Origin of the sequence: Dyadobacter flavalbus, from assembly GCF_006149045.1 — a bacterium.
Lineage (GTDB): Bacteria > Bacteroidota > Bacteroidia > Cytophagales > Spirosomataceae > Dyadobacter > Dyadobacter flavalbus.
In genome coordinates this window covers 812,821-836,054 of sequence record NZ_VBSN01000027.1, presented here as the reverse complement: position 1 = coordinate 836,054, position 23,234 = coordinate 812,821, and the positions used below count along the sequence as shown (strand labels likewise).

14 protein-coding genes are annotated in these 23,234 nt (G+C 42.1%); 11 read left to right on the top strand and 3 right to left on the bottom strand.

Annotated elements, in window-relative coordinates; all coding sequences use genetic code 11:
• Positions 1-74: 74 nt before the first annotated feature.
• Positions 75-1,244, bottom strand: coding sequence for an FG-GAP repeat domain-containing protein (locus FEM33_RS08740; protein WP_139011646.1), 1,170 nt, complete (start codon positions 1,242-1,244; stop codon positions 75-77).
• Positions 1,245-1,405: 161 nt separating this feature from the next.
• Between FEM33_RS08740 and gcvT the strand changes: the two genes are divergently transcribed.
• The 8 genes from gcvT to FEM33_RS08700 all read left to right on the top strand — a co-directional run bounded on the left by gcvT (position 1,406) and on the right by FEM33_RS08700 (position 10,860).
• A complete protein-coding gene (gene gcvT / locus FEM33_RS08735) occupies positions 1,406-2,488 on the top strand; it encodes a glycine cleavage system aminomethyltransferase GcvT (RefSeq protein ID WP_139011645.1) in 1,083 nt (360 codons plus the stop codon).
• A gap of 35 nt (positions 2,489-2,523) precedes the next feature.
• On the top strand, positions 2,524-3,234 hold the full coding sequence (locus FEM33_RS08730) for a 2-phosphosulfolactate phosphatase (RefSeq protein WP_139011644.1): 711 nt from the start codon (positions 2,524-2,526) through the stop codon (positions 3,232-3,234).
• A 22-nt stretch (positions 3,235-3,256) separates the two neighbouring features.
• Positions 3,257-5,233: a hypothetical protein gene (locus FEM33_RS08725; protein WP_139011643.1), complete on the top strand. Its 1,977-nt coding sequence runs from the start codon at positions 3,257-3,259 to the stop codon at positions 5,231-5,233.
• Between the two features lie 80 nt (positions 5,234-5,313).
• On the top strand, positions 5,314-7,143 hold the full coding sequence (locus tag FEM33_RS08720; RefSeq protein WP_229214153.1) for a PorZ beta-propeller-like domain-containing protein: 1,830 nt from the start codon (positions 5,314-5,316) through the stop codon (positions 7,141-7,143).
• A 55-nt stretch (positions 7,144-7,198) separates the two neighbouring features.
• Positions 7,199-7,846, top strand: coding sequence for a uridine kinase family protein (locus FEM33_RS08715; protein WP_139011642.1), 648 nt, complete (start codon positions 7,199-7,201; stop codon positions 7,844-7,846).
• A gap of 39 nt (positions 7,847-7,885) precedes the next feature.
• Positions 7,886-8,611 carry a hypothetical protein gene (locus FEM33_RS08710; protein WP_229214152.1) on the top strand — a complete coding sequence of 242 codons (726 nt, stop codon included), beginning with the start codon at positions 7,886-7,888 and terminating at the stop codon, positions 8,609-8,611.
• 125 nt (positions 8,612-8,736) lie between these two features.
• Positions 8,737-8,889 carry a lasso RiPP family leader peptide-containing protein gene (locus FEM33_RS08705; protein WP_139011641.1) on the top strand — a complete coding sequence of 51 codons (153 nt, stop codon included), beginning with the start codon at positions 8,737-8,739 and terminating at the stop codon, positions 8,887-8,889.
• A 33-nt stretch (positions 8,890-8,922) separates the two neighbouring features.
• Entirely contained in the window at positions 8,923-10,860 is a 1,938-nt protein-coding gene (locus tag FEM33_RS08700; protein ID WP_139011640.1) for an asparagine synthase-related protein, read from the top strand.
• Between the two features lie 24 nt (positions 10,861-10,884).
• On the opposite strand, the gene porU2 (FEM33_RS08695) is transcribed toward FEM33_RS08700, so the two are convergent.
• Both porU2 (FEM33_RS08695) and porU2 (FEM33_RS08690) read right to left on the bottom strand, forming a co-directional pair.
• Complete coding sequence (gene porU2 / locus FEM33_RS08695; RefSeq protein ID WP_139011639.1) at positions 10,885-14,202, bottom strand: putative type IX secretion system sortase PorU2; 3,318 nt, start codon at positions 14,200-14,202, stop codon at positions 10,885-10,887.
• A gap of 71 nt (positions 14,203-14,273) precedes the next feature.
• A complete protein-coding gene (gene porU2 / locus FEM33_RS08690) occupies positions 14,274-17,249 on the bottom strand; it encodes a putative type IX secretion system sortase PorU2 (protein ID WP_139011638.1) in 2,976 nt (991 codons plus the stop codon).
• Positions 17,250-17,633: 384 nt separating this feature from the next.
• Here porU2 (FEM33_RS08690) and FEM33_RS08685 point away from each other — a divergent pair, with 384 nt between their 5' ends.
• The 3 genes from FEM33_RS08685 (at position 17,634) to FEM33_RS08675 (ending at position 23,202) form a co-directional block, all read left to right on the top strand.
• Positions 17,634-18,182 (top strand): collagen-like protein, encoded by a 549-nt coding sequence (locus FEM33_RS08685; RefSeq protein WP_139011637.1) that lies wholly within the window; start codon positions 17,634-17,636, stop codon positions 18,180-18,182.
• Positions 18,183-18,507: 325 nt separating this feature from the next.
• Positions 18,508-20,034: a malate:quinone oxidoreductase gene (locus FEM33_RS08680; RefSeq protein WP_139011636.1), complete on the top strand. Its 1,527-nt coding sequence runs from the start codon at positions 18,508-18,510 to the stop codon at positions 20,032-20,034.
• Between the two features lie 243 nt (positions 20,035-20,277).
• Positions 20,278-23,202: a TonB-dependent receptor gene (locus tag FEM33_RS08675; RefSeq protein WP_139011635.1), complete on the top strand. Its 2,925-nt coding sequence runs from the start codon at positions 20,278-20,280 to the stop codon at positions 23,200-23,202.
• Positions 23,203-23,234 lie beyond the last annotated feature (32 nt).

Sequence of the window (23,234 nt, the reverse complement as noted above, 5' to 3'; positions counted from 1 at the left end):
GAAACTTTGAATACAATAAAAAAGGGACTGCATACAACTGCGGTCCCTTTTTTATTATGACAACTATAATCCGGTTACTTTTTAAGCTGGTTCCAGTAAACCGCTACGTTTTTTGTGGCTCGTCCGGAAGCAATAATGTCCAGATCACCGTCGCCGTCAAGGTCGTCGGATGAAATATCTTCACAGGCAATCTTTATTTTTTCATCCAGTACATATTCCTGCCATTTTTTGCCCTCAGCATCAGAACCGACAAAGATGCGAACGCCTGTGCGGCCGCCTTCGTCCGGATTCCGCCATCCCATAACGATCTGATCCCTTCCCTGTCCGAAAAAATCGGCACACAGTAAGGCGTGGCCTTCTTTTATTTTGTCTGTAAGCACCGTCCGGTTGTCTTTGGAATAAACGACAACAGAATTCCCATGCATGGGCTCAATCGTTGCCGTAAAAAGCTGGTTTTTACTCAGACTTCCCGTTCTGATTTCCCCGACGCCCTTGTTTGGAACCATCCAGTTTCCAGATGCAGCCCATCCATCCGCCCCGTTCAGAAAAACCTGCACGCCTTCTTTTCCTGCAACGGCAAGTCCGAGAATCCTTCCCGGCACTTCCATCGGATTCATGTTATGCGTCATATGCATATTGGTTTCCAGCAATTCGTAGCTCCAGATGCCTTTCCGGTTTTCAGGCACGTCAAATGTTATGAGCTTTACGCCAGCGCCCTGTCCGCCGGTATTTCCTTCACCGTGCAACGGCAGTACGGCCAGCTGAAATCCGCCGTCTGCTTTTTTCAACCATTGCATGCGGTGAATCGTCACTTCGTGGTGCAGGCGCACAGGTTCCCAAAGCTGCGTTCTGTCATCGGGAGAAACCATGTAAAATACGGCTCCGGATTTTTTTGCATCCTTGGTTTCCGAAGGGTTCCATTGCGCCCCGACCGCTACCTCCACTTTTCCGTCGCCGTCAATATCTCTGGCCGCAATGCATACATTATCCTGATCGGTAAGGTCTTTTGCAATGATATACCGGACCCATTTTTCACTTTTTTTACCCGGGTTTTTATACCAGACAATTTCCTTTTTGTCAGCCAGCAAAATATCCTGCTTTCCGTCACCGTCCACATCGCCTGTCGTTACGCCGTATCCAATGCTGATGTTGTCATCAATAACTTCACCGCTGAAAGTGGCAGTCTGCGCATACAACTTTCCGGCCATGCAAATAACCGAAAGGATCAACAAGTATTTCTTCATATTTCCGAAATGTAATCAATGCTCATAAATAAACCTTTTAACCTATATTTTCACAATATACTTCAAAAAACCACATCCTTGTTTCTGAAAAAAGAGTTTTTTGTGTCGCTTTGACCGGCTTTACCTACTTTTGTAAATTAATGTGAACCAATTAATCATTCATGAAAACTGTCCCGCTACATCATGTCCATGTCCGGCTTGGTGCCAAAATGGTTCCTTTTGCCGGTTTTGAAATGCCTGTGCGCTATTCCTCGGATCTTGATGAACACCACACTGTAAGAAATAATGTCGGCGTTTTTGACGTATCGCATATGGGCGAATTCAGCATCAAAGGGCCGAATGCAACCGCTCTTGTGCAGAAAGTTACTTCCAATGATGCCTCGGCTTTGTATAACGGAAAAGTACAGTACAGTTATCTGCCCAATGCTGCCGGCGGAATTGTAGATGACCTGCTGGTTTATAAAGTCAGTGACGATGAATATTTTCTGGTCGTAAATGCTTCCAATATAGAAAAAGACTGGAACTGGATCCAGAGCCAGAATACGGAAGGCGCAGCAATGGATAACCTTTCCGATGATCTTTGCCTGCTTGCGGTTCAGGGTCCGGATGCAACGGCTACGCTGCAAAAACTGACAAGTGAAAACCTGGCTGCCATGGAATATTATACGTTTAAAATCGGAGAAATGGCCGGAATTGAAAATGTTATTATTTCGGCAACGGGGTATACTGGCTCCGGCGGTTTCGAAATATATGTGGATAAAAAGGATGCTGAAAAAATGTGGAATGCCATTTTTGAAGCCGGGGAAGAATTCGGGATCAAGCCCGTCGGATTGGGTGCAAGGGATACTTTGAGGCTGGAAAAAGGGTTTTGCCTTTATGGAAATGACATTGACGATACGACTTCTCCGCTGGAAGCCGGATTGGGCTGGGTTACCAAATTCAACAAAGATTTCATCAGTTCGGCTGCATTGAAACAACAGAAAGAAGCCGGTCTGAAAAGAAAACTCATCGGTTTTGAAATGATCGACAGAGGAATCCCGAGAGGCCATTATGAACTGTGCGATGCAGACGGCCACAAACTGGGCGAAGTTACTTCCGGCACCCAATCGCCTACTTTACAGAAAGGCATCGGTATGGGATATGTTCCAGCCGCGTACAGCAAGCCTGACACGGAAATTTTTGTAAAAGTCCGTGACAGATTACTGAAAGCCAAAGTAGTAAAATTGCCTTTTGTCAAAAACTAACCCCTCAACCGTTTTCCATCGTTCCGATTGCATTTATGAAACACCTTGATATTTGTCTGACACCTGATTTACTTCATTTACATAAACTTGATAATTCTATTGTTGTTGTCGCCGATGTTTTCAGAGCAACTTCATGTATGGTTACCGGCTTGGCTTATGGCGTAAAAAGCATCACGCCTGTTGCCACGATTGAAGAATGTAAATTTTTACAGGACAAAGGTTATTTTGCGGCGGCTGAACGTGATGCACGCAAAGTGGAAGGTTTTGACCTTGACAATTCGCCGTTCAGTTATATGAACGAGCGCCTGATCGGTGCTGAAATTGCAATGACTACAACCAACGGAACGTTATCTATTGCCAAAGCAAAAATCTCGGCAGTAAAAGTAATGGTCGGATCCTTCCTGAATCTCGGCGCACTGGCCAATCATCTGAGGTCCGAACCGTATGACGTACTCGTTCTCTGTGCCGGCTGGAAAGGAAGGCCCAACCTGGAAGATACGCTTTTTGCAGGCGCGCTCGCACATGCTTTGAAAGATCAGTATATGCTTTTGGAAGACGGCACGCTTATGGCTCAACGCTTGTATGAACAAAGCCGTAACAACCTGCTGGCAAGCGTTTCCAACTCTTCGCACGTAAGGCGTTTGCAGCGGCTCGGAATCCAGAAAGATATTTCCTATTGCTTACAGACCGACCTTTACGATATTGTTCCCGTTTTGCGGGGAAGCCAGCTGGTGGCAATGCATTAATTTTCTTTAATTAAAATCGTACATGTCAAGATTCGTCTTTTTCATTTTTTTCGGACTGCTGTTTTATTCGAATGCTGCAATTGCACAGAAAAGAAGCACAACGCCCAAAAAACAGTCTTCAGCAAAGCGTGCTGTAAATGCTCCTGCAAAACAATCGCCACGGGCCAGACCAGACACAAACCGGCTGAACACTGCCGAAGCTGCTGATTCGGCCCGGATTGATTCTTCAGGCAGAATGCAGCAACCGGAGCATGTATCCGGCGCCTCACAGGATACATTGACGGAGCAGGCAGCCGAAGAAAAACTTGGAAAACCGGCAAAGACACTTGCAGACAGCATCCAATCCTATAAAATAATAGTTGACGATATTTCTTTTCTCACGGTTTGCCCCGGAACGGCCATCACCATTCCGTTCTCGACAGTCGGGCCGTTTGATGAAGAAAATACTTTTGTTGCGCATATGATTGATGCGAACGGAAAGTCTGTTCCCATTTCACTACCCGTAAAAAAGAGTCCGGTAAAAGCAGTAATTCCGTCATACAAAATTGGTGGAGAAGTATACCGTATACAAATTGTAAGTACGCAGCCGATTATCAAAAGTCAGGAAGTGCCGCTTCGCTTGCTGCAATTGCCCGCTGCCCGCCTTGAAATTGCCGACGGAACGCAGTCAGTACGGATTATGCCCGGACAGGAAGCTTTGCTTAAAGTAAATCTCACCGGCGCAGCGCCGTGGTCTTTTCGGCTTTCGGACAGCACCACGGTTTTACAAACATTGTCCAATCCGCATTATATTTCGGTCAGACCAAAAGACGTAAGAGCATACAAGCTGACGGCTGTCGCCAATGCCTGCGGAAGCGGAACAACGTCCGGCGAAGCCATTGTGAATGTCAACAACAATCCGGAGCCGAAACTGGAATTGAAAGAAGCTGAGAAAATTGCCAGACTTTGCAGCGGAGTACCTTTTCAGGTGCCGTTCAATGCAACCGGAAAGTACAAGGAAGGCAATCATTTTGTAGTGCAGATCGCGGAAAGAACCGGCGCTTTCAAAACCATTTCCACACCCGATACAACCGGCCAGATCGTTACGCAGATCCCGAACAGTTACAAGCCCGGCGAATACAAGCTCAGGGTAATTTCCTCAGCGCCGTACCTTGTAAGCCAGACAACCAACGTAACGATTGTTTCACCTGCTACGGCCATTTTACAAAGAGATTCTTTGCACCTCGGAGAAAATGAATCCGGCGAACTGACGGTAAAATTCACCGGCGGCGGCCCATGGTTTGTGCTGCTATCCGACGGAACTTATGAAAACAATATTCAGGAACCGGTTTACAAGATCAAGGTCAAGCCCATATATGACACCAATTACCAGATTACGTCTGCGGGCGGATTATGCGGCGTCGGCAAGTTTTCAGGATCGGCAAAGATTACGGTGAAAAGTGCGCCGGCAAGCATTACGCTCGAAAAACTTCCCCAGAATATGGTTTGCTCCGGCTCTTCCATTGAAATACCGTACAAAACAGAAGGACGCTATAATCCGGGTAACCGTTTTGTAGTGCAGATAACAGATAAAACGGGAAGATTCGTAGACCTGCCCACTACTGTAACGCCCGCTACGATGAAAGTAAAGATCGGCGGTTCTTCGTCGGAAGACACAATCCGTACACAGAAAATACGCATCATTTCTTCCTCTCCTGCCGTTTCCAGCGCAATTCAGGAAATTGACGTCGTGGCACCGGACAAAGCAGTGGGCGAAGTATCCGGAAAGAGTACCGTTTCCGCAGGAAGATCGACCCGTATCCAGCTGAAATTCAGGAACGGAATGCCGCCATGGTCATTTACATTATCCGACGGAACGGCCATTAACGGAACATTTCTCAATCCATACCTGATCTCGGTTTCACCTGCATCCACAACGGAATTCAAGATCAGTTCCCTGAAAAGCGGCTGCGGAACAGGTACTGGAAAAGGATCTGCGTTGGTGACCGTAGAAAACTGAAAGACAGCACTGGCCTAACCGATTCGGGAAACACCAATTTTTCATTTCTGGTTTGAAACAGGAATAAAAGAAAAAGTTAAATGATAAAAATGGGACGGTTTGTGGCGCTTGCTTTTCTTTTTATGACTGTAAAAGGCCCTATCCAAGCACAGCATGTGCCGCTCGGATCATGGGAAACGTATTTCAGTTATCTTTCTGCAAAACATGTTGTTCAGGTTAACGACCATATTTTCTGTTCCACTTACAACGGCCTTTTCAGCGTAAACCTTGCGGATAAAAAGATCAGAATATGGTCGAAATCGGACGGATTAAGTGAGAACGGAGTCAGCAGCATGGCTTACAATTCCGAAGACAGCCTGCTGTTTGTTGCTTACCGCAGCGGCTTTATTGATCTTGTGTATCTGGACAAAAATGCAGAACCAAAAGAAATCATTCCATGGCCTGTTCTTCAGAATGCCGCCGGGCTTCCCGACAATAAAGAAGTAAGACAAGTTACTTTTCATCAGGAACTTGCTTATTTATCCACAACATTCGGAATTATTGTTCTTGATACAGAACTGCGCCAGGTTGAAGAAACGTACCGTTATATCGGCTCAAACGGCTCGGAAGCAGCAGTCAGTAACATTGCCTTTTCCGATGATTCCATTTATGCAGTCACTTCAAACGGAGTCCTTGCTGCATCCATGCAGCCTGCTGTTAACCGCCAGTATTTTGCCAACTGGAAACCGGTCGGAACGCCGGCCAACGCTGTGGCCATATGCCAGTTCAACAATAAAATTTATGCAGGATTTCCCGGAAAAGGAATTTATGAAAGAGCCAGCGGAGCATGGAATAAGGTTTATTCTTCCGAAAGCAAACGTTACTCGATAAGGAAGCATGAAAAGTCCCTGATTGTCGCACTGGATGATAAAATCCTTACGATTGATGAAAACAACAATGCAACCATTACGAACAACACTTTAATCCAATCGCCGGCTGAAGCATTACAAACTGCTGACGGAACATTATGGATTGCAGATTATAAAAATGGCCTGATCCGTAACTCGGGCCCGGATTTCACATCTTTTGTTCCGGAGCAAAAAGACACGATTATTTCACCACGTCCCGATTCCGTTATAATGGATTACAACGGAATCAGTTGGGCACGGCTTCCGGATTATCTTGGCGGCGGCATTCTGGTTGAAAATAAAGAAAACAATAAACAGCGCGTTCTTTCTGCTTCGGTTGGAAATGGAAGTTTGCCGTCATCTTCCATCCGCAGCCTTGCTTTGGATCAGGACGGCTACGTTTGGTTTGCCAGTGACAAGGGAGTCGGCTATTTTATGACGGATGATATTCTGAATACAAGCCGTGCAGATGCCGTATTGCCGGTTTATGGCCAACGCAGGCTTTTTGCCAATGAAAAATGTACAGCGATAGCCGTTGAACCCGGAAACAGAAAATGGATTGGAACTACGAACGGATTATACCTTTTCAGTGCCGACGGAACGGAACTGATCCGGCAATTTACAGCAGCGGACTCTCCTCTTCCGTCGGATCACATCAATGCATTGCGGTTTGATCCTGAAAACGGAATTGTTTTTATAGATACGCCCAACGGCATGGTCTCTTACCGGAGCAACGCATCTGCTTCAGCGGAAAACCTTTCTGCTGTAACCATTTTTCCGAATCCCGTCAGACCGGGTTTTGCGGGGTTGGTTGGAATAAAAGGGCTTCTGGATAAATCCATTGTTAAAATTACCGAACTTTCCGGGCGATTAATTTATGAAACCGCTTCACAGGGCGGAACAGCTTCCTGGAACCTGAATGATTACACCGGGCGCCGGGCCAGAGGAGGAATTTATATGGTTTTCATTGTTTCAAATGATGGAAGCGAAAAATTTGCCGGTAAACTCGCCGTTATTGAATAAGTATATATAAAATTTATGAAATCTGAGACAAAACCAGATTTCATGCTCAACCTTTATGATAACCCCCGAAAAACTACCTTATATTATAGGAATTACCGGCGGCAGCGCGTCCGGAAAAACTTTTTTCATGAAAAGCCTGATCGACGCTTTTGGCAGAGATGAAATCACACGCATTTCGCAGGACAATTATTACCGTCCGATTCATGAAATACCCAAAGATGAAAACGGCGTCGAAAATTTTGATTTGCCCGAAACCATAGATCATCATTTATTTGCGGAACACATTGCCGTTCTCCGCGCCGGCAGAGAAGTCCATCAAAAAGAATATACCTTTAATAATCCGCTCATCCAGCCCGAAATCCTGGTTTTTGAGCCAAGGCCGATCATCATTGTAGAAGGGATTTTTGTTTTCTATTTTCCGGAAATTTCCAGACTGATTGATCTGAAAATTTTTGTGGACGCCAAGGAGCATGTGAAAATAAAAAGAAGGATTATCCGTGACAATAATGAACGCGGGTATGATCTGAATGACGTTTTGTACAGATGGGAACATCACGTTGCACCGACTTATGATAAATTTATTTTGCCGCTGCGTTCTGAAGCAGATGTAATTATCAACAACAATTCACGTTTTGATACCGGCCTTCAGGTGTTAATCGGTTTCCTCAAAGGGAAACTTGAAGAGCGAAAAGCGCTGGACTAATTTTCTATTTTACATAAGCAAACATCATTTATTCCGATTATGAAAACCGGTACACACATTAATAATCAATTGCATAGAATAACCAATTTCAGGAACGCAGTGCTGCTGCTGATTACGATTGCGGCTTTTTCGTGTGATTCAAAAACGACGGAGCCTGTTGATGATTACAACTATTTTCCACTGGAAGCAGGAAGGTATTCCGTTTATCAGGTTCGGGAAGAAACCTATTCCACAAGCCAGAAAGATCCGGTGATAAAAGCATGGCAGGAAAAAGATGAAGTAATCAGAGTAGAAACCAGTGAAGGCATTTCGACTTACACCTTTTCCCGTTCTACCCGGAACACCGCAGCAGATTACTGGCAGAAAGTAAAGGAATTTACGGTACAGAAATATCCGGACAAGATCCTGACCAACATCGATAACCGGACTTATTTTTCCATGGCGTTTCCGGTGGACGCAAACCTGGAATGGAACGGCAACAGCTATAATGACCTGGACGAAGAAAATTATCATTATCAGAATATCAGCCAGCCTGCGAGCATAGATGCGCAGTCTTTTGCCAAAACCCTTACCATTGAAGAGCGCAGAGACACATCCATTATCAACAAATACATTGGTGTAAAGCAATATGCGCTTGGCGTGGGATTAATCTCGGATGATCAGACAGCACTGGAACTTTGTCAGAGTGAAAACTGCATCGGATCAGGCAAGATTGAATCGGGAATGCACAAAATCAGGAAGATAATTGAGTACGGAAGTAAATAGCAGCCCATCAGAAGTAAAATACAACTTTGATTTTTCTCATCCGGGCTCAAATTATTTGTTAATTAAGTTTATCTAACTAAATTTACGCTGGATACTGCAATTAATCATATTAACAACATTTGAAAATGAGAACAGTGACTTCGCACTCTACACAGACCAAAAAGGCTTACCGCAAGCCGGTTTTAAAAAAACATGGCAATGTAAGTAAGTTAACAAAAGGAAAATTGGGAAGTCTTCCTGACCTTACTCCTCCTGATGACTTTTCTTCTGAAGGTTGAAAAATAATTTTGATTTGCTTAAAGATTTGAGTTTTGCTGATTGAAGGCTTTATAAATTATCAATTTGTAACTTATAATAATAACAAGCCTTTTTTTGAAAAAACAATTGAATTTAACAATGGTCTAATCCGCACTCAGCACTTAAACCATGATCCCTTCAATAAATTTCTTGTAGCAAGTTTCGATATTAATAATAAAGAGAGTACTTCATTAAGTAATTTTTTACATGATGAAGTACTCTCTTTTGATTTTTGCCGTAAAATCTTAAAAAATTGTGATAACAAATTAAGGCTCGCCATTTGTTATGATGAAGTCAACAACAAAATACTGTTGGCTCGTGAATTGTTCGGCACAATTCCCTTATTTTACCTGCACATTCCTAAAAAGTTCTTTGCTTTTTCAACAAGCCTTGCTTCGCTTGTTTCAAATAAAGAAGTTCAGCCGTATTTAAACATTAATGACAGTGCAATTACCTCGTACCATCGTTTCAGGATGGATCTTACGACCAAGCACTCCTATGATTCATTTTATGATCAGATAAAGTCCGTTCTTCCCGGCCATATACTAACGGTATTTGAAAACAAAGTTGTTGCGGAGCCTTACGTAACCTTTAATCCTGAAAAATGGTCTCATTTATCATCATTAAAAGATTATGGCGATGCGGTTTACAATACCTTTAAAGATTCAGTACGATCATCTGCTTTAAATGAGTCATTGAATGTTGCTTCTCATTTGAGTGGCGGACTGGACTCTTCGTCAGTAAGTACAATGTTTAAACATATTTTTCCATCCCGGCCTTTGCATACTCTATATCACAAAAGTGCAAGCAAGGAAATGGATGAAAGTTATTATTCCAAAAGTGTTGTAAACAAAATAGGATCTATACATCACGAAGTATATCAGTCAAAAGAAGATTTTGATTTGATCAAAATACATACTGCATTATACGGTGAACCGGAAGTTTCTACACTTTCTCCTGCATTGATTACAACCATGATGCCTTATGCAAGAGATCTCAATTGCAAAATACTTTTACGTGGGAGTGGCGGTGATTCTGTAATTGGTAGTGGAATGGAAGTATTATCGGAGACTTTTAAAGAAAAAAGATGGAATGAATTTGAAAACCTTTTACGTAAAAGAGTACCTTACTTTTCTTTGACTGAACAATATCCAGAGTGGAATAAATACTCCTTTGAACAGAAGTATAATCTTGTTCTTCAAAATTTTCTTTATAACCGTATTTCAGAGGTAAGGAATCTGTCCTGGAAAGATATATTTTCGGTATACAAAGAAGTACATAATGCATTGGGAATTTCAAATTCCTATTTTTTAAAACGCGGTGTTGGCAACTTCATTAGCAGATTGCGGCAACAGGCAGTAAATGCGCCATTATCCATTTTAAGAGATGAGCATTTACAAAAAAGGTTTCTTTCTTCAGGAGAGCCTGTATTACCTACATCCTTGCGCAGCAATTTACCAGAACATCTTCAACCGTTGTTTGAAGATGTATTTACGCCAAGAGCAGTTACAGCAATAGAGCAACAGTTTGTACTTGGTGAACATTACGGAATAAGCAACAGATCTCCTTTTCTTGATAAAGACTTGTTTGAAGTATGCATGGCAGTGCCGAATGTCATTAAATATGGAAGCGGCAAAGGCCGTGAACACTTCCGGGAAGCAATGAAAGGATTGTTGTCCGATGAGGTACTTGGCCGCAGCAGCAAAGCTACATTAGCATCATCGCATGGACAGGAGATTACGCTACGGCTTTACAAACAAGCCGAAGAGTTCCTGAATGATACGAAGCTAGTTTGGGAATATGTAGACAGGAAAAAGTTCAATGAGCAAACTGTCATTCTTGAAAATGACCGTATTCCTTATACGCATAAAGTCAGGCCGTGGTTTCATATTACCAGAACCATATCACTTGCACTTTGGCTGGAATGGTTTAATGAGAAAAAACTATCTTAAGGCAGGATATTCTGATTGTTAAAGTTATTTAACAATCAGAATTTTTCCGGTCAACTGCTTACTTGTTGAGTCCTTTCCTTTTCGGATAACTTTATAAATGTATAATCCGGAAGGCTGATCATCAGGCTGCCAGTACCACTCATTTACATCTGCTTGCACTTTATCAATAATCTTTTCCCCAACCTTGATTCCTTTCAGATTGTAAACCGAATACTCCAGAGATTGGATCTGTTCAAAATCAACTGTTCTAGCTTCAAACCGAATGTAAGATGAAGATGGATTAGGACTACTTGTAACACTCCATTGTGATACCTCTTCACTAATTTCAAAACGTATTCTGTAAGGCTGTAAGGATGAATTTCCTGACTGATCCCGAACATTAATCAGCAGTTCATACTTTCCTTTTATAAGGTTATCAAAATAGTAGTTGATCTGAAAAGAACGAGCAGTTAAGGACTGAATATCATATTTACCGGCAGTATAATTTACCGGTTCAAACTCGCAGTTTCCATTCCAGCAGGGTTTTATAAAAATATCTACCAACGCCGTATCCCCGACAATCAGACGATCATCATTCACTGTAACATTTAGCAGTGGATTTTGCAGTAATATTTCCTCATTCCTGATCATTCTGTTATTTACCTCGACATTAAGTAATGGAGGAATAATGTCCTTTATCGTTTCAACTGGATACAATGTTTCGTTCGCTGCTATTTCCCAGTTGATTTCCAGCTCGGCCAGATTATTCTTTTCATTCAGTTCATCCAGCATGTTGTCCGGATCCAATTGCACTTCCACTCTCTGAATATTTTGATTTTTATTTGGAAATATAATATCCAATGTACTTTGGTAAGGAAAAGCTGCAATATTTTCTGTTTGAGAACTGATTCCCTCCTTAAAGTGAAAAGTTATTTTAACTGGTAATTTATCATCTTTCAAAAACCTTCCCTGATTGAAAATATCAATCTGTAGTTTTAATGTATCAGAAGATCCAATGGTTTTGTCAGGAGATTTTGAATAGATCTTTATGCTATTGTTAACATCAAGAGAATAATCAGGCTTGCTTACTGTTATAAGCTTTAATGCCGGATCACCCTGAAGTATGGACTGATGAATATTGGCAATAGCGTACACACCATTATCTGACGTAAGTACCTGGTTGGATACTGCAGTCAATATCTTACCTATTGACAAGTTAACAGTTGCTGGATCTGAAAACATTTTCTCATAAAGAACCTGCAGATATTTGGCTGACGGACTGACAAAGCTTTCAAAGGAATTTGCAACAATTGCTACCGAGCCTCTATTCTTTGCAAGTAACCAGTCGAGCGATAAAGCATAACGGTCAGTAGCGTTCGGGTTTGGATTAAAGCGCGCACTGAAAATATTTCCTACTCCGCAACCATTAAAGTACATCATCGGATATTTACCGGAATTGTTATACCCGCGGTCTCCATCCGTAATATATCCCATATTCAGGTCTGTACGTATCGTTGATCCATGTCCGAAGTAAGTAATCAGTCCTACACCTTCATTTACCTGAGGCGTTATATTTACTGATTCGACTTCAGCCATTGCCTGCTGCTTGGCAAATGGTGTTACTTTACCGCCAATACTTCCGTTAATGACAAAAGGTTCAAGAGATGCCAGTTCATTTTTCAACTGCGTTATCTCTTCGGTTGATTTACCGCCATTCAGATGAAGCACTTCTTTACGCCATCCGTATTCTCCGGAAATATTTGATTCATAATCTTTAACCTTTTGAAGGTAATCCAGAACATTTTGGTTAGTAATTGCAGATACTCTTCCAACAGGAATTGCCTGAACGTTCTTGGGTGCTCCGGCAAGTCCTTCAACAAGCAGTATATCAGATGCCGGATAGCCTACTGTCGGAACTTCATCCGGTAATTCTCTTACCATTCTCTCATTGTGTGTGACCGATTTCCCTAAGAGTAAAAGGTACTTATCTTTTGATCCCGACGACAGTGCAAAATCTACAAAATTACGAATGGCAACAGGGCTTGGTTCTCCATAGTTAAATTGATTGTAAATATCTTTAATATTTACGACAGCCGTTTTAAAGCCCCCTCCGCTAACAGATGAACGGTAAGCTGCATAACTGTTTGCTCCTTGCAGTAAATTTTCACTGGAAACAATAATGTAATTGGCTGAATTTACATCTTGTTTGTTAAATTGTACATTACTGATTTTGGCTGGATTTACAAGGCTTATTTCATCGGTAACCAGCATATTCGCCACCTTTCCGGATGTTCTTGAAATTACTAGATCATCTGCTTTGCCCAGAATAATCTTGGGCTTGTCGGAATCCGTAATGTCAAGAAACTTAGCATTTGCAGGATTGCCGGACAACGAAATACGGCTAAAAGGCTGCGAAACAGGAGGCAGATCAAAGTAGCTGGTCTTTCCCTGAATGGCCGGAGATGCCGGATAAGAAATACGGAAATAAGTGAGTGAAAATCTTTTTAGTTTATCTTCTGTACTTCCCGACTTGAATGTAAATACGCCCTTTCCGTTCTCATCTGTGTCACCTTCTTCAAGTTCAAAGGTGTATTCTGTTGCCCCAAAACCTGCACTGGAAAGGGATTTCACAAGCCTTAATGATTGTTCATTTTTTCCTACTGAAATCTCAATATTCCGGGAATTGCTGCTTCTTCCATGTAAAAGCAACTTAACCGTAGCTTTCTCTGATTCAGTTTTTTTTATACCTGAAAGCTCAAAAGGGTAAACTGCTGTTTTACCATCAATAATGGCAGGTCCTGTTTTGCTCGCAGAAAATTCAAAAAAGCTGTTTCGTAAATTAGGAGCATTCGGATCTTCTGTTGTCATCGAATATACATCCTTGAATACATTCAGATTGGTTTTTCTGAAATAAGTTTGTACAGGAATGCTGGTATCTGCCGGTTTGTTAATGACTTCCGCCCGTAATCCTGCTGTTTCTCCATTTGTCAGAAAGTAAGAACTTTCATCGGAATACATGCTGAAATACGGATTCAATCGGGAGCTTGTTGGCTGGTAAAATACGGAATCGCTTGATCCGTCATTTGGCACACCAAAAAAGAGGATTTCATTATTATCCGTACTCAGGATTGCAACCTGTTTTCCACGATGCCAAAGTTGTAGATTAGATGGTTGGCCGGTTGAAAAACCTGCCGGAAGAGAAGCAAATGGTACCTTATATAATCCTTTGGCAGTAATGCCGATTTTCACATATGGTTTGCCATAAGAAATCCAGCTGTTTGCGAAAGAAGCGCTTTCCTGCCCAAACAGTTGATTAACAGAAAGTAAAAGAATTAGTAGAATGGAAGATAGAAAAGTTTTCAAATCGTGTGTATTTAGTATGAAATAATGAAAGCACGGACATTGTTGCTAGAACGTTTGTCCGTGCTTTTCTATTACATTTTCACAATTTTCTTAAAATATATATCTTCATTTTCAGTAAGGATTTTAATAATGTACTCTCCGGCAGGGAAATTGGCAAGATTTACTTTATTTCCTGTTCCCGCCCTTTTGAATACTTTTCCTTGCTGATTTAATATGTCCCAGTTTTTTATTTTTACCGGAGCATCAAGAACAATTTCGACCAGATCCGTTGCAGGATTAGGTGAAATAACCAGCATACTTGTTCCCGGCCTGTTAACCGAAACGATTTGTGAGTATTCTACTTTTTGATCCGATGCCTTATCTCCTTTAAAGTCAATTTGCTTCAGACGGTAATAGCTAGTGCCAGCTAAAGGGCTTGTGTCACTAAATAGATAAGTACTTTCGGTATTGGAATCTCCTTTACCTTCTGCAAATCCAATTTCTTCGAAATTCTTGGCGTTGTAACTTCTTTCTACTATGAAATGGCTGTTATTTTTTTCCCACGTTGTTTTCCATGTTACATCCACTTTGCTTTCTCCGGCAAGTGTTGCATTAAATGAGATTAATCCGACTGGTAACGGTCCCTCTGTTACAAGAATGCGGAGTGCCGGATCTCCTTGCAAAATAATCTGATGAATATTCGCTCTGTCGTAATCATAATAAGACGCTACTCTGCCGTTTGTAATAGGATCGTATGAATACCCTTTTTCAAGCTTTGTTTTCAGGGCAACATCCTGAATAATTCCTCCAATCGATCTTCTTTCCAAATCTGATTTTGGGAAAATTTCCAGATAAAGCTTATCCAAGTATTCATTGGAAGTAGTAGCATAGGCATCCCAGTCATTACCAAATACAGCTATGGCTCCTTTGTCAGCCGCCAGCAACCAATCCAGAGACATCGGCCGTCTGAACGATGGACTTCCAGGTGCTTCTGAAAATAACTTAAAACGGTTACTGAACACGTTATTTACACCACAGCCATTATAGAACAAAATCGGATACTTATTGGTATTTGCATAGCCTTTTGCCGGATCCGTAGCATATCCGAAATTAAGATCGGTTACATCCACACCTCCGTGCCCGAAATAAGTAACCATTCCGATCCCGGTTACAGACGGATCAATCGTTCCGTTTACATAAGGTGCTATAGAAATTTCCTGAATTGCATTGGTTGCTAAATCAAGAGCTTTCGGCATAGCAATAACTTTACCATAATAAGGCGCATTCGTCAGGTTCGATGCAGAAGCAATGTCGGACAAATTTTTGGCAAATTCCTGAACCTGCAGGTTTCCTTTACCTCCGCTTAGATGAAGTACATTTTTCCTCCAGGAAACATCAGTCTGGCTTTCATAGGTCTTTACCTTATTTAAATAGTCAATTAATTGCTGATTGGTAATTGCAGAAATCCTTCCATAAGGAATAGAAGGAACATCATCAGGCGTACCGCCAAGTCCGTCAACGAGCAACAAATCAGAAGCAGGAAATCCGACAGTCGGAACTTCATCCGGAATTTCTCTTGTACTTCTTTCGTAGTACGTTATTGATTTTCCTAAAAGCAGCAGATACTTGTCTTTATTCTCATCGGAAATCATGAAATCAACAAACCTTCTGATTGCAACAGCACTTGGCTCACCATAGTTGAATTGGTTGTAGACATCAGTAATTTTTTTGACAATTGGTTTATACTTTTTACCTGGCGATTCATTTTTACGATAATCGGCATACGTTTGAGCTCCTGACGATAGCGTTTCGTTCGTCACAATCAGATAATCAAAATCAGCTGGGTTTATTTGCTGAAAGGTTACCGAAGAAGGAGTAACTGTTGTGCTTTCATTTGAAGCAAGCAGTTTCATCACACCTCCATTTCGTGAAACCATCAGATCAGAAGCATTTCCATTGATGATTCTTGGATGATCTGCGTCGGTAATATCCAGGAACCTGAGATTTCCAGCCGGTGTATTCAGTATGGTAAATCTTGTATTGGAATTAAAAGCCGGAAAGTTGAATTCATAAGAATTTGCTCCCTGCATATCAATTTTCTGCTCATATGTTACAGAATAGTAAGACACAGAAAACCCGTCCGAAGCACCACCTGTCGATTTGAAACCAAGTGTACCCTGCCCATTTTCTATGTCTGTTTCCTGTAATTCAAAATTATAGTCCTGATCAAGGAATCCTGTAACTGTTGTAGATCCGGTTAACCTCAAAGAAGCCGGAGTGTTGTCTTTACCGGCATATATGCCAACATTTGAGGTTGCGCTAAACAAAAAGCCACGACCTTTCAGACGAACGTTAACTTTCGGCGCAGCAGATCCAAACCTTGAATTAAGCTGATAAATAAATGGTTCGGCTACATACGAGTTTGAAAAAATAACAGGTTTTGGATTGGAAGTTTTAATGTCCGCAGAATTATTTGCTATCCTTGTTCCGGTTCCTGCTTTTCCTTCTTCAAAATAGCTGTTAAGGGTTGCAGGACGACTCGGATAAGTGGTCATATGCGAGTTTTCGATTGTAAACTCTTTAAAATAGGTAGCATAATGAAATTGCTGTGGAGTTACCGTCTGATCAGGAACAAGAGAAACCTGTACTGTTGCTGTACGGGGTGTAGAATCAAATGTCAGAAAGTATGCACTTTCATCTGAGTAAATGCTGAAATTAGTATTTTTTCTGCTTGTCGGCAAACGATACAACAAAGCATCCGAGGCACCATCATTGAGCACACCGTAAAATTCTATTTCTGTATTGGTTGCACTCACCAGTGCAACTTCAACACCCCGGTGATATAAATGTAGTAAATTAGGCTTATTCTGAAAAGCGGCTGGCAGGGCTACTTTGTAAATCCCATTTTTAGAAACACCAATACGCAACCAAGACTGGCCATATTTTCCTTCCAGCCATTCATTTCCATACTTACCACTCCATGGCGTTTGCGCTTTCCCTGCAGTTATTTGTACCTGAATACATACTGCTAAAAGAAAAATGAACCTAGTAAAATTTTTTGTCTTCATAAAACTGTTTTTGATATAGTGTATTCTTTATTAGATTGATAAAGCTAATTTTTTGCAGTTAGCCAATACCCTTACTACTTACATATTAGAATTAAAACTACGATATCTAACGAGGTTTGACACATTTTAGCTTATAAAATATTATTCATTTTATTACAGTGCTAAAGTAGTGCCTTGAGATACAGCTGGGCAATTGCTAACTTACAACTTTCAAATTTAGTTAAACAATATGAATCATATCGTTCTATCTGGATCATTTGTTGCATATGCAAAGTTAAACCTGGCTAAATTTCCTAGGTAATTGAAACAATAACTACTTAATTTGCCTTTAAATCCATTATTCACAATTTCCCATTTTACCTTTTAACTAAAACTTGTACTACTATGATTAAAAAATTAATGATTATTGCATGGATAGCAATTGTTGGTGTAGGAATAGGGTGCGACGGCCCAAAAGGTGATGTTGGACCTGCAGGCCCACAAGGTCCCAAAGGAGAAACTGGAGCTGCAGGAGCAAATGGGGAAGACGGCATAATGGCTAAAGAAATTGTTACTGGTGCTGTACAAAGTACAAAAGGCGGGTACACCCTTGGTAAAGCGAACTTATCATCTGAAGATTCTGTAATGATCTCCAAAAGTGTTGTGGTTGTTTTTATAAAAAGCCAGGGACTATGGTGGGCACAACCGGGCAAAGTGGAATTCGGAGAAGGCAAGTTCACAAACTTTAACTTTGTAACACTTTTGCGCGGATCAAACTTTTATGTTGACATACGTCCTGTAAGCTGGTCAGAAACAGATCAAGCAACAGCACCAGAACGTCAGTTTGAAGCTATAAAAGCCGTTATTATTCCTTCCGAGAGCTTACGCACAAATGCAAATGTTGACTGGACCAGTTACAAGGAAACAATGGCTGCACTTGGTTTGAAGGAATAGTAAAATGAAATTACAATCTGGCATTTTGTAGTTACACAAACATGCTGTTAGAAATACTAAATAGTTGCAAACTGCTTCTATTAACTTCATTTAGGTTACTGTTTTTACAGTAACCTTTTTTTATGCTACTCGTAACAGGAAAGGATATTTACAATAGCAACTAAAAAAGTTTTAATAGGGACAAAAAAAGAACTTGCCGCCTGGCTTGACTTTATTTTTAAGAATTATACTATTTTCGAAACAAATTGTGCTGTTTAAATTGTTATCAGATAGTATTTTGTACTTTTCCGGGCTGATGCCCTTTTAACATATCTACTTTTTCCTGATGGTTACCAAAAAATCTTCAAAAACGATCTCCCCTGATGTTGTTTTGATTGGGGCCGGTATCATGAGTGCAACTCTTGGAGTTTTGCTTAAAAAATTAAGCCCTTCTATTACAATTTCCATTTTCGAACGCCTTGACCGTGTTACTGCCGAAAGTTCGGACCCCTGGAATAATGCCGGAACCGGACACTCTGCCTTCTGCGAACTGAACTACACGCCGCAACTTGCAGATGGTTCCATTGAAACAAAAAAGGCCATCAAAATCGCCGAATCTTTCGAAGTTTCCAAAGAGTTCTGGTCTTTTCTTGTCGAAAGCGGGATTATTGAATCTCCGGATGCCTTTATTCATAACATTCCGCACATGAGTTTTGTTTGGGGCGAGGAAAATGTGGAATATCTGAGAAAACGCTACGAAGCGCTTACAAAGCATCATTTATTCCGGGAAATGGAGTTCAGTGAAGACAGCAAGGAAATAAGTAACTGGATTCCGCTTGTGATGGATGGAAGAGATCCGAATGAGAAAGTGGCAGCAACCAGAATGGAACTGGGAACGGATGTGAACTTCGGGACACTTACCAAATTCATGTTTGCTTACCTTGAAAAACAGGAAGGGGTCAATCTTTACCTGAATCATGAAGTAGATGATTTCGACCGTCAGAAAGACGGTTCGTGGATTATTGAGGTAAAAGACCGTACTACGAGAAAAGAAACCAAAGTCAAAACCAAATTCGTATTCATTGGCGCCGGCGGCGGCTCTCTTCCGCTGCTAGAAAAATCAGGCATTCCGGAAGGCAAGGGATTCGGCGGATTTCCGGTGAGCGGCCAGTGGCTCGTTTGCAACAAACCCGAAATCATTGAAAGACATCAGGCAAAAGTGTATGGAAAAGCTTCTGTCGGCTCTCCTCCGATGTCGGTACCGCACCTGGATACACGTATGATCGAAGGCAAAAAAGCATTGCTGTTCGGGCCCTATGCAGGTTTTTCTACCAAATTCCTGAAAAACGGATCGTTCCTTGACCTTCCGCTTTCTATTAAGTTAAATAATATCCGGCCAATGCTGGCTGCCGGTATTCACAATATACCTTTGACAAAGTACCTTATTGATCAGGTAAGACAATCCCCGCAGGATCGTTTGATGGCATTGAAAGATTATTTGCCGGAAGCCAAGCTGGAAGACTGGGACCTGGAAATGGCCGGCCAGCGTGTTCAGGTAATAAAGAAAGACAAGAAAGTGGGCGGCGTGCTGGAATTTGGTACGGAAATGGTTACAGCTGCCGACGGCTCTCTGGCTGCCCTGCTGGGTGCATCTCCGGGTGCTTCTACGTCCGTTTCCATTATGCTGGAACTGATTAACAAATGCTTTAAAGAGGCAAAATCCAAGGAATGGCAGGAAGAATTGAAAAAGATCATTCCGTCTGTTGGAAAATCACTGGCCAAGGATGCAAATCTGGCGGCTAAAACGCGTGCAAGAACAACCGAAGTTCTGCAGCTGAGCGCATCGCAGCTTGAAGAAGGAATTACTGCCTGAGTATAAATCATATTTGCTATTTAAAGCCTCTGATTCATTCAGGGGCTTTTTTCATATGCATGTCTGTGATTCCATCTGTTTATTTTGCCTCTATAATTAGCTTTTACTCATTTCCCGATTTTCCCTTTTGTTACAAATTGATCTTTAAAAATTTGATCCTTAACAAAACTAAACTACTTTTGTCTACTAATCCGATAGATTAAACATTTGTAAATCAATTTAAACAACCACCTGCCGGTTTTTATGAAAGCCAATTTTACTGCAAGGAATCTTTTCGTCCTCGTTCTTTTACTTCTTCCTGTTTTATCATTTTCCCAAGGAAATAACTTTATTGAAATATCCGGTAAAATCGTAGACAAGAACGATAAAACTTCCCTTCCCGGCGTCAGTGTTCTTATAAAAGGAACGGTAACCGGAACAACAACGGAAACCGACGGAAGCTTCAAATTAAGGTCCAAAGCCAAGTATCCGTTTACGATTATTGTTTCAAGCGTTGGTTTCCAGACGCAGGAATTTGAAGTTACAGGCCCCGGCTCCAACCTGAATGTGGAACTTGTAACACAAACGCAACTTGCTCAGGAAATAGTGGTTACCGCTTCCAGAGTAGAAGAAAGCATCCTGAAATCACCGGTTGCTATTGCCAAACTGGATATCCGTGCCATACGCGAATCTCCTTCTCCTTCCTTTTACGATGCACTCGAAAACGTTAAAGGCGTGCAGATGACAACATCCAGCCTCACCTTTAAAATCCCCAACACACGCGGTTTCAACATTCCCAGCAATTACCGGTTTATGCAGCTTGTTGACGGTATTGACATGCAGGCAGCTACACTCGGCGTTCCGCTCGGGAACTCCATCGGGCCTACCGAACTGGATATTGCCAGTGTTGAAATTACACCGGGAGCAGCTTCCGCTCTTTATGGTTTGAATGCAATCAATGGAATGTCGAACCTTTTAACCAAAAGTCCTTTTTTTTACCAAGGTTTAAGCGTTTATCAGAAAACGGGTGTAAACCATGTGGGCGGAACCGGCCGTGATGCAAGTATCCTGACCGAAACGGCCATTCGCTATGCCAAAGCATTTAACAACAAAATTGCCTTCAAGCTGAATTTCGGTTACATGAAAGGTACGGACTGGCTTGCCGATACAAGACTGGATCAAAACCCGAACAATCTCAAAAGTGCCAACCCGAGCTTTCCGTCGCTGAACGGAGCCAACAACGTGGCTTTTGACGGCTGGAACAAATACGGTGACGATGTACTGGCCGGAAGTAATACGGTTTCGGTAAGCGGATTGACCATCAACGGAAAGGCCAATCAAACGCTGAATGTTGCCCGCACCGGATACTGGGAAAAAGACCTGATCAGCCCGCATGTGGACAACCTGAAATTTGATGCAGCTTTGCATTACAGACTAAGCGATCAGGCGGAAATTTCATATAGTTACAGAGTGGGTAAAATGGACGGCGTTTTTCAGCGCGGAAACAAAATACAGCTGGACAATGTAATTGTTCAAAACCATAAACTGGACCTGAAAGGCAGTAACTTTCTGGTAAGGGCTTACATTTCATCGGAGAATTCAGGCGATTCTTTCAATGTGAAGCCGCTTGCGGATAATATGGACTTGTCCACAGGCGGAAGCGGAAGTACGTGGGGAGCTGCGTACAAAACAGCATTGAACACGTATGCCGAACAAAATGGCGGCGCGCTCACGGATGCAAATCTTGCCGCTGCAACGCAGTATGCGCGTGGCGTTGCCGATGCGAACCGCGCAGTTCCGGGCACAAAGGCATTTGAAGATCAGAAAGCATTGATCCGCAGCATTAATAACTGGGATATCAAATCGTCTACAATTCCGGATGCTCCGGCTTCCGGCGGTGCAGCTCTGATTCAGAAAAGCCATTTGTATCACATTGAAGGACAATGGGATCTTTCCAAATACACCAAATACTTTGACCTGCTGATCGGTGGTGATGCAAGAAATTACAGCATTACTCCTGACGGCAATACGTTTGTCGATTTTTCCAGACCGATTGCAGATCGTGGCAAACAGCTTGAAGACGGCACATTTGGTGACAAGATCAATTATAAAAAAGTAGGCGCTTTTGCACAGGTTACAAAGCAGTTCTTTAAGGACAGACTGAAATTGTTCGGTTCATTGCGGTATGATTACAATCCTGAATTTGACCCTAAGCTGACGCCGCGCCTTGCAGCCGTTTACTCCCCTACTCCGAACAACAATTTCCGTTTTACCTATCAGCAGGGTTACCGTTTTCCGGGATTGTTTGAAGCACTTTCTTACGTAAACAATGGCCGTGTAAAGCGTGTCGGCAGCTTATCGTATATCAATGAAGGTCTGGGGTATCTGGATAACAGCTATACAAGAGCATCCGGCGTTATTTTTAATGCGGCTGTCAATGCGGCGGTTGCAGCCGGTGCAAACCGTAACGATGCAGCGCTTGCAAACCGGAACTTACTCGTAAAAGCACAGCTTGACAAAGGCCGTCCGGAGCAGATTCATTCTTACGAGTTCGGGTACAAAAGTGTTTTCCTGAACAATACGCTGGTTTTGGACTTTGACGCTTATACCAATACTTACGACGGTTTTCTCGGCCAGGTACAAGTGGATGTTCCGCGCGGACAAACAGTTGGCTCGGATGCCGCAGTGCTTGCCATGCTGGATGCAAACCGCGATGCAGGACAGGATCGTTACCGGGTTTATACGAATGCAAAAAACCAATATAGAAATTACGGCTCGGCACTTGGCCTGACTTACAATTTTTATAAGAACTTTACAATTTCAGGAAATACAAGCTTTAACAAAATCAAGTCCAATGCGACTACGGATATATTTGTAACCGGCTTTAATACGCCGGAATGGACGGCCAACGTTCAGTTTGGAAACCGCCAGATTGTGAAGAATCTTGGGTTCAGCGTGGTTTACAGATGGCAGCAGGCTTTTATGTGGGAAAGTCCCCTTGTAAACGGCGAAGTTCCTGAAATCCATACCTTTGACGCACAGGTTACTTACAAGGTGCCGCAGATAAAAGCAAATATCAAAGTAGGCGGCAGCAACATCTTCAACAGAAATTATATACAGTATGCCGGCGGCCCGACATTGGGTGGCTTGTACTACGTTGCACTTACATTTGACGGGTTATTGAATTAAAACTGTAATTAATGGCGCCGGAAATCACTGGC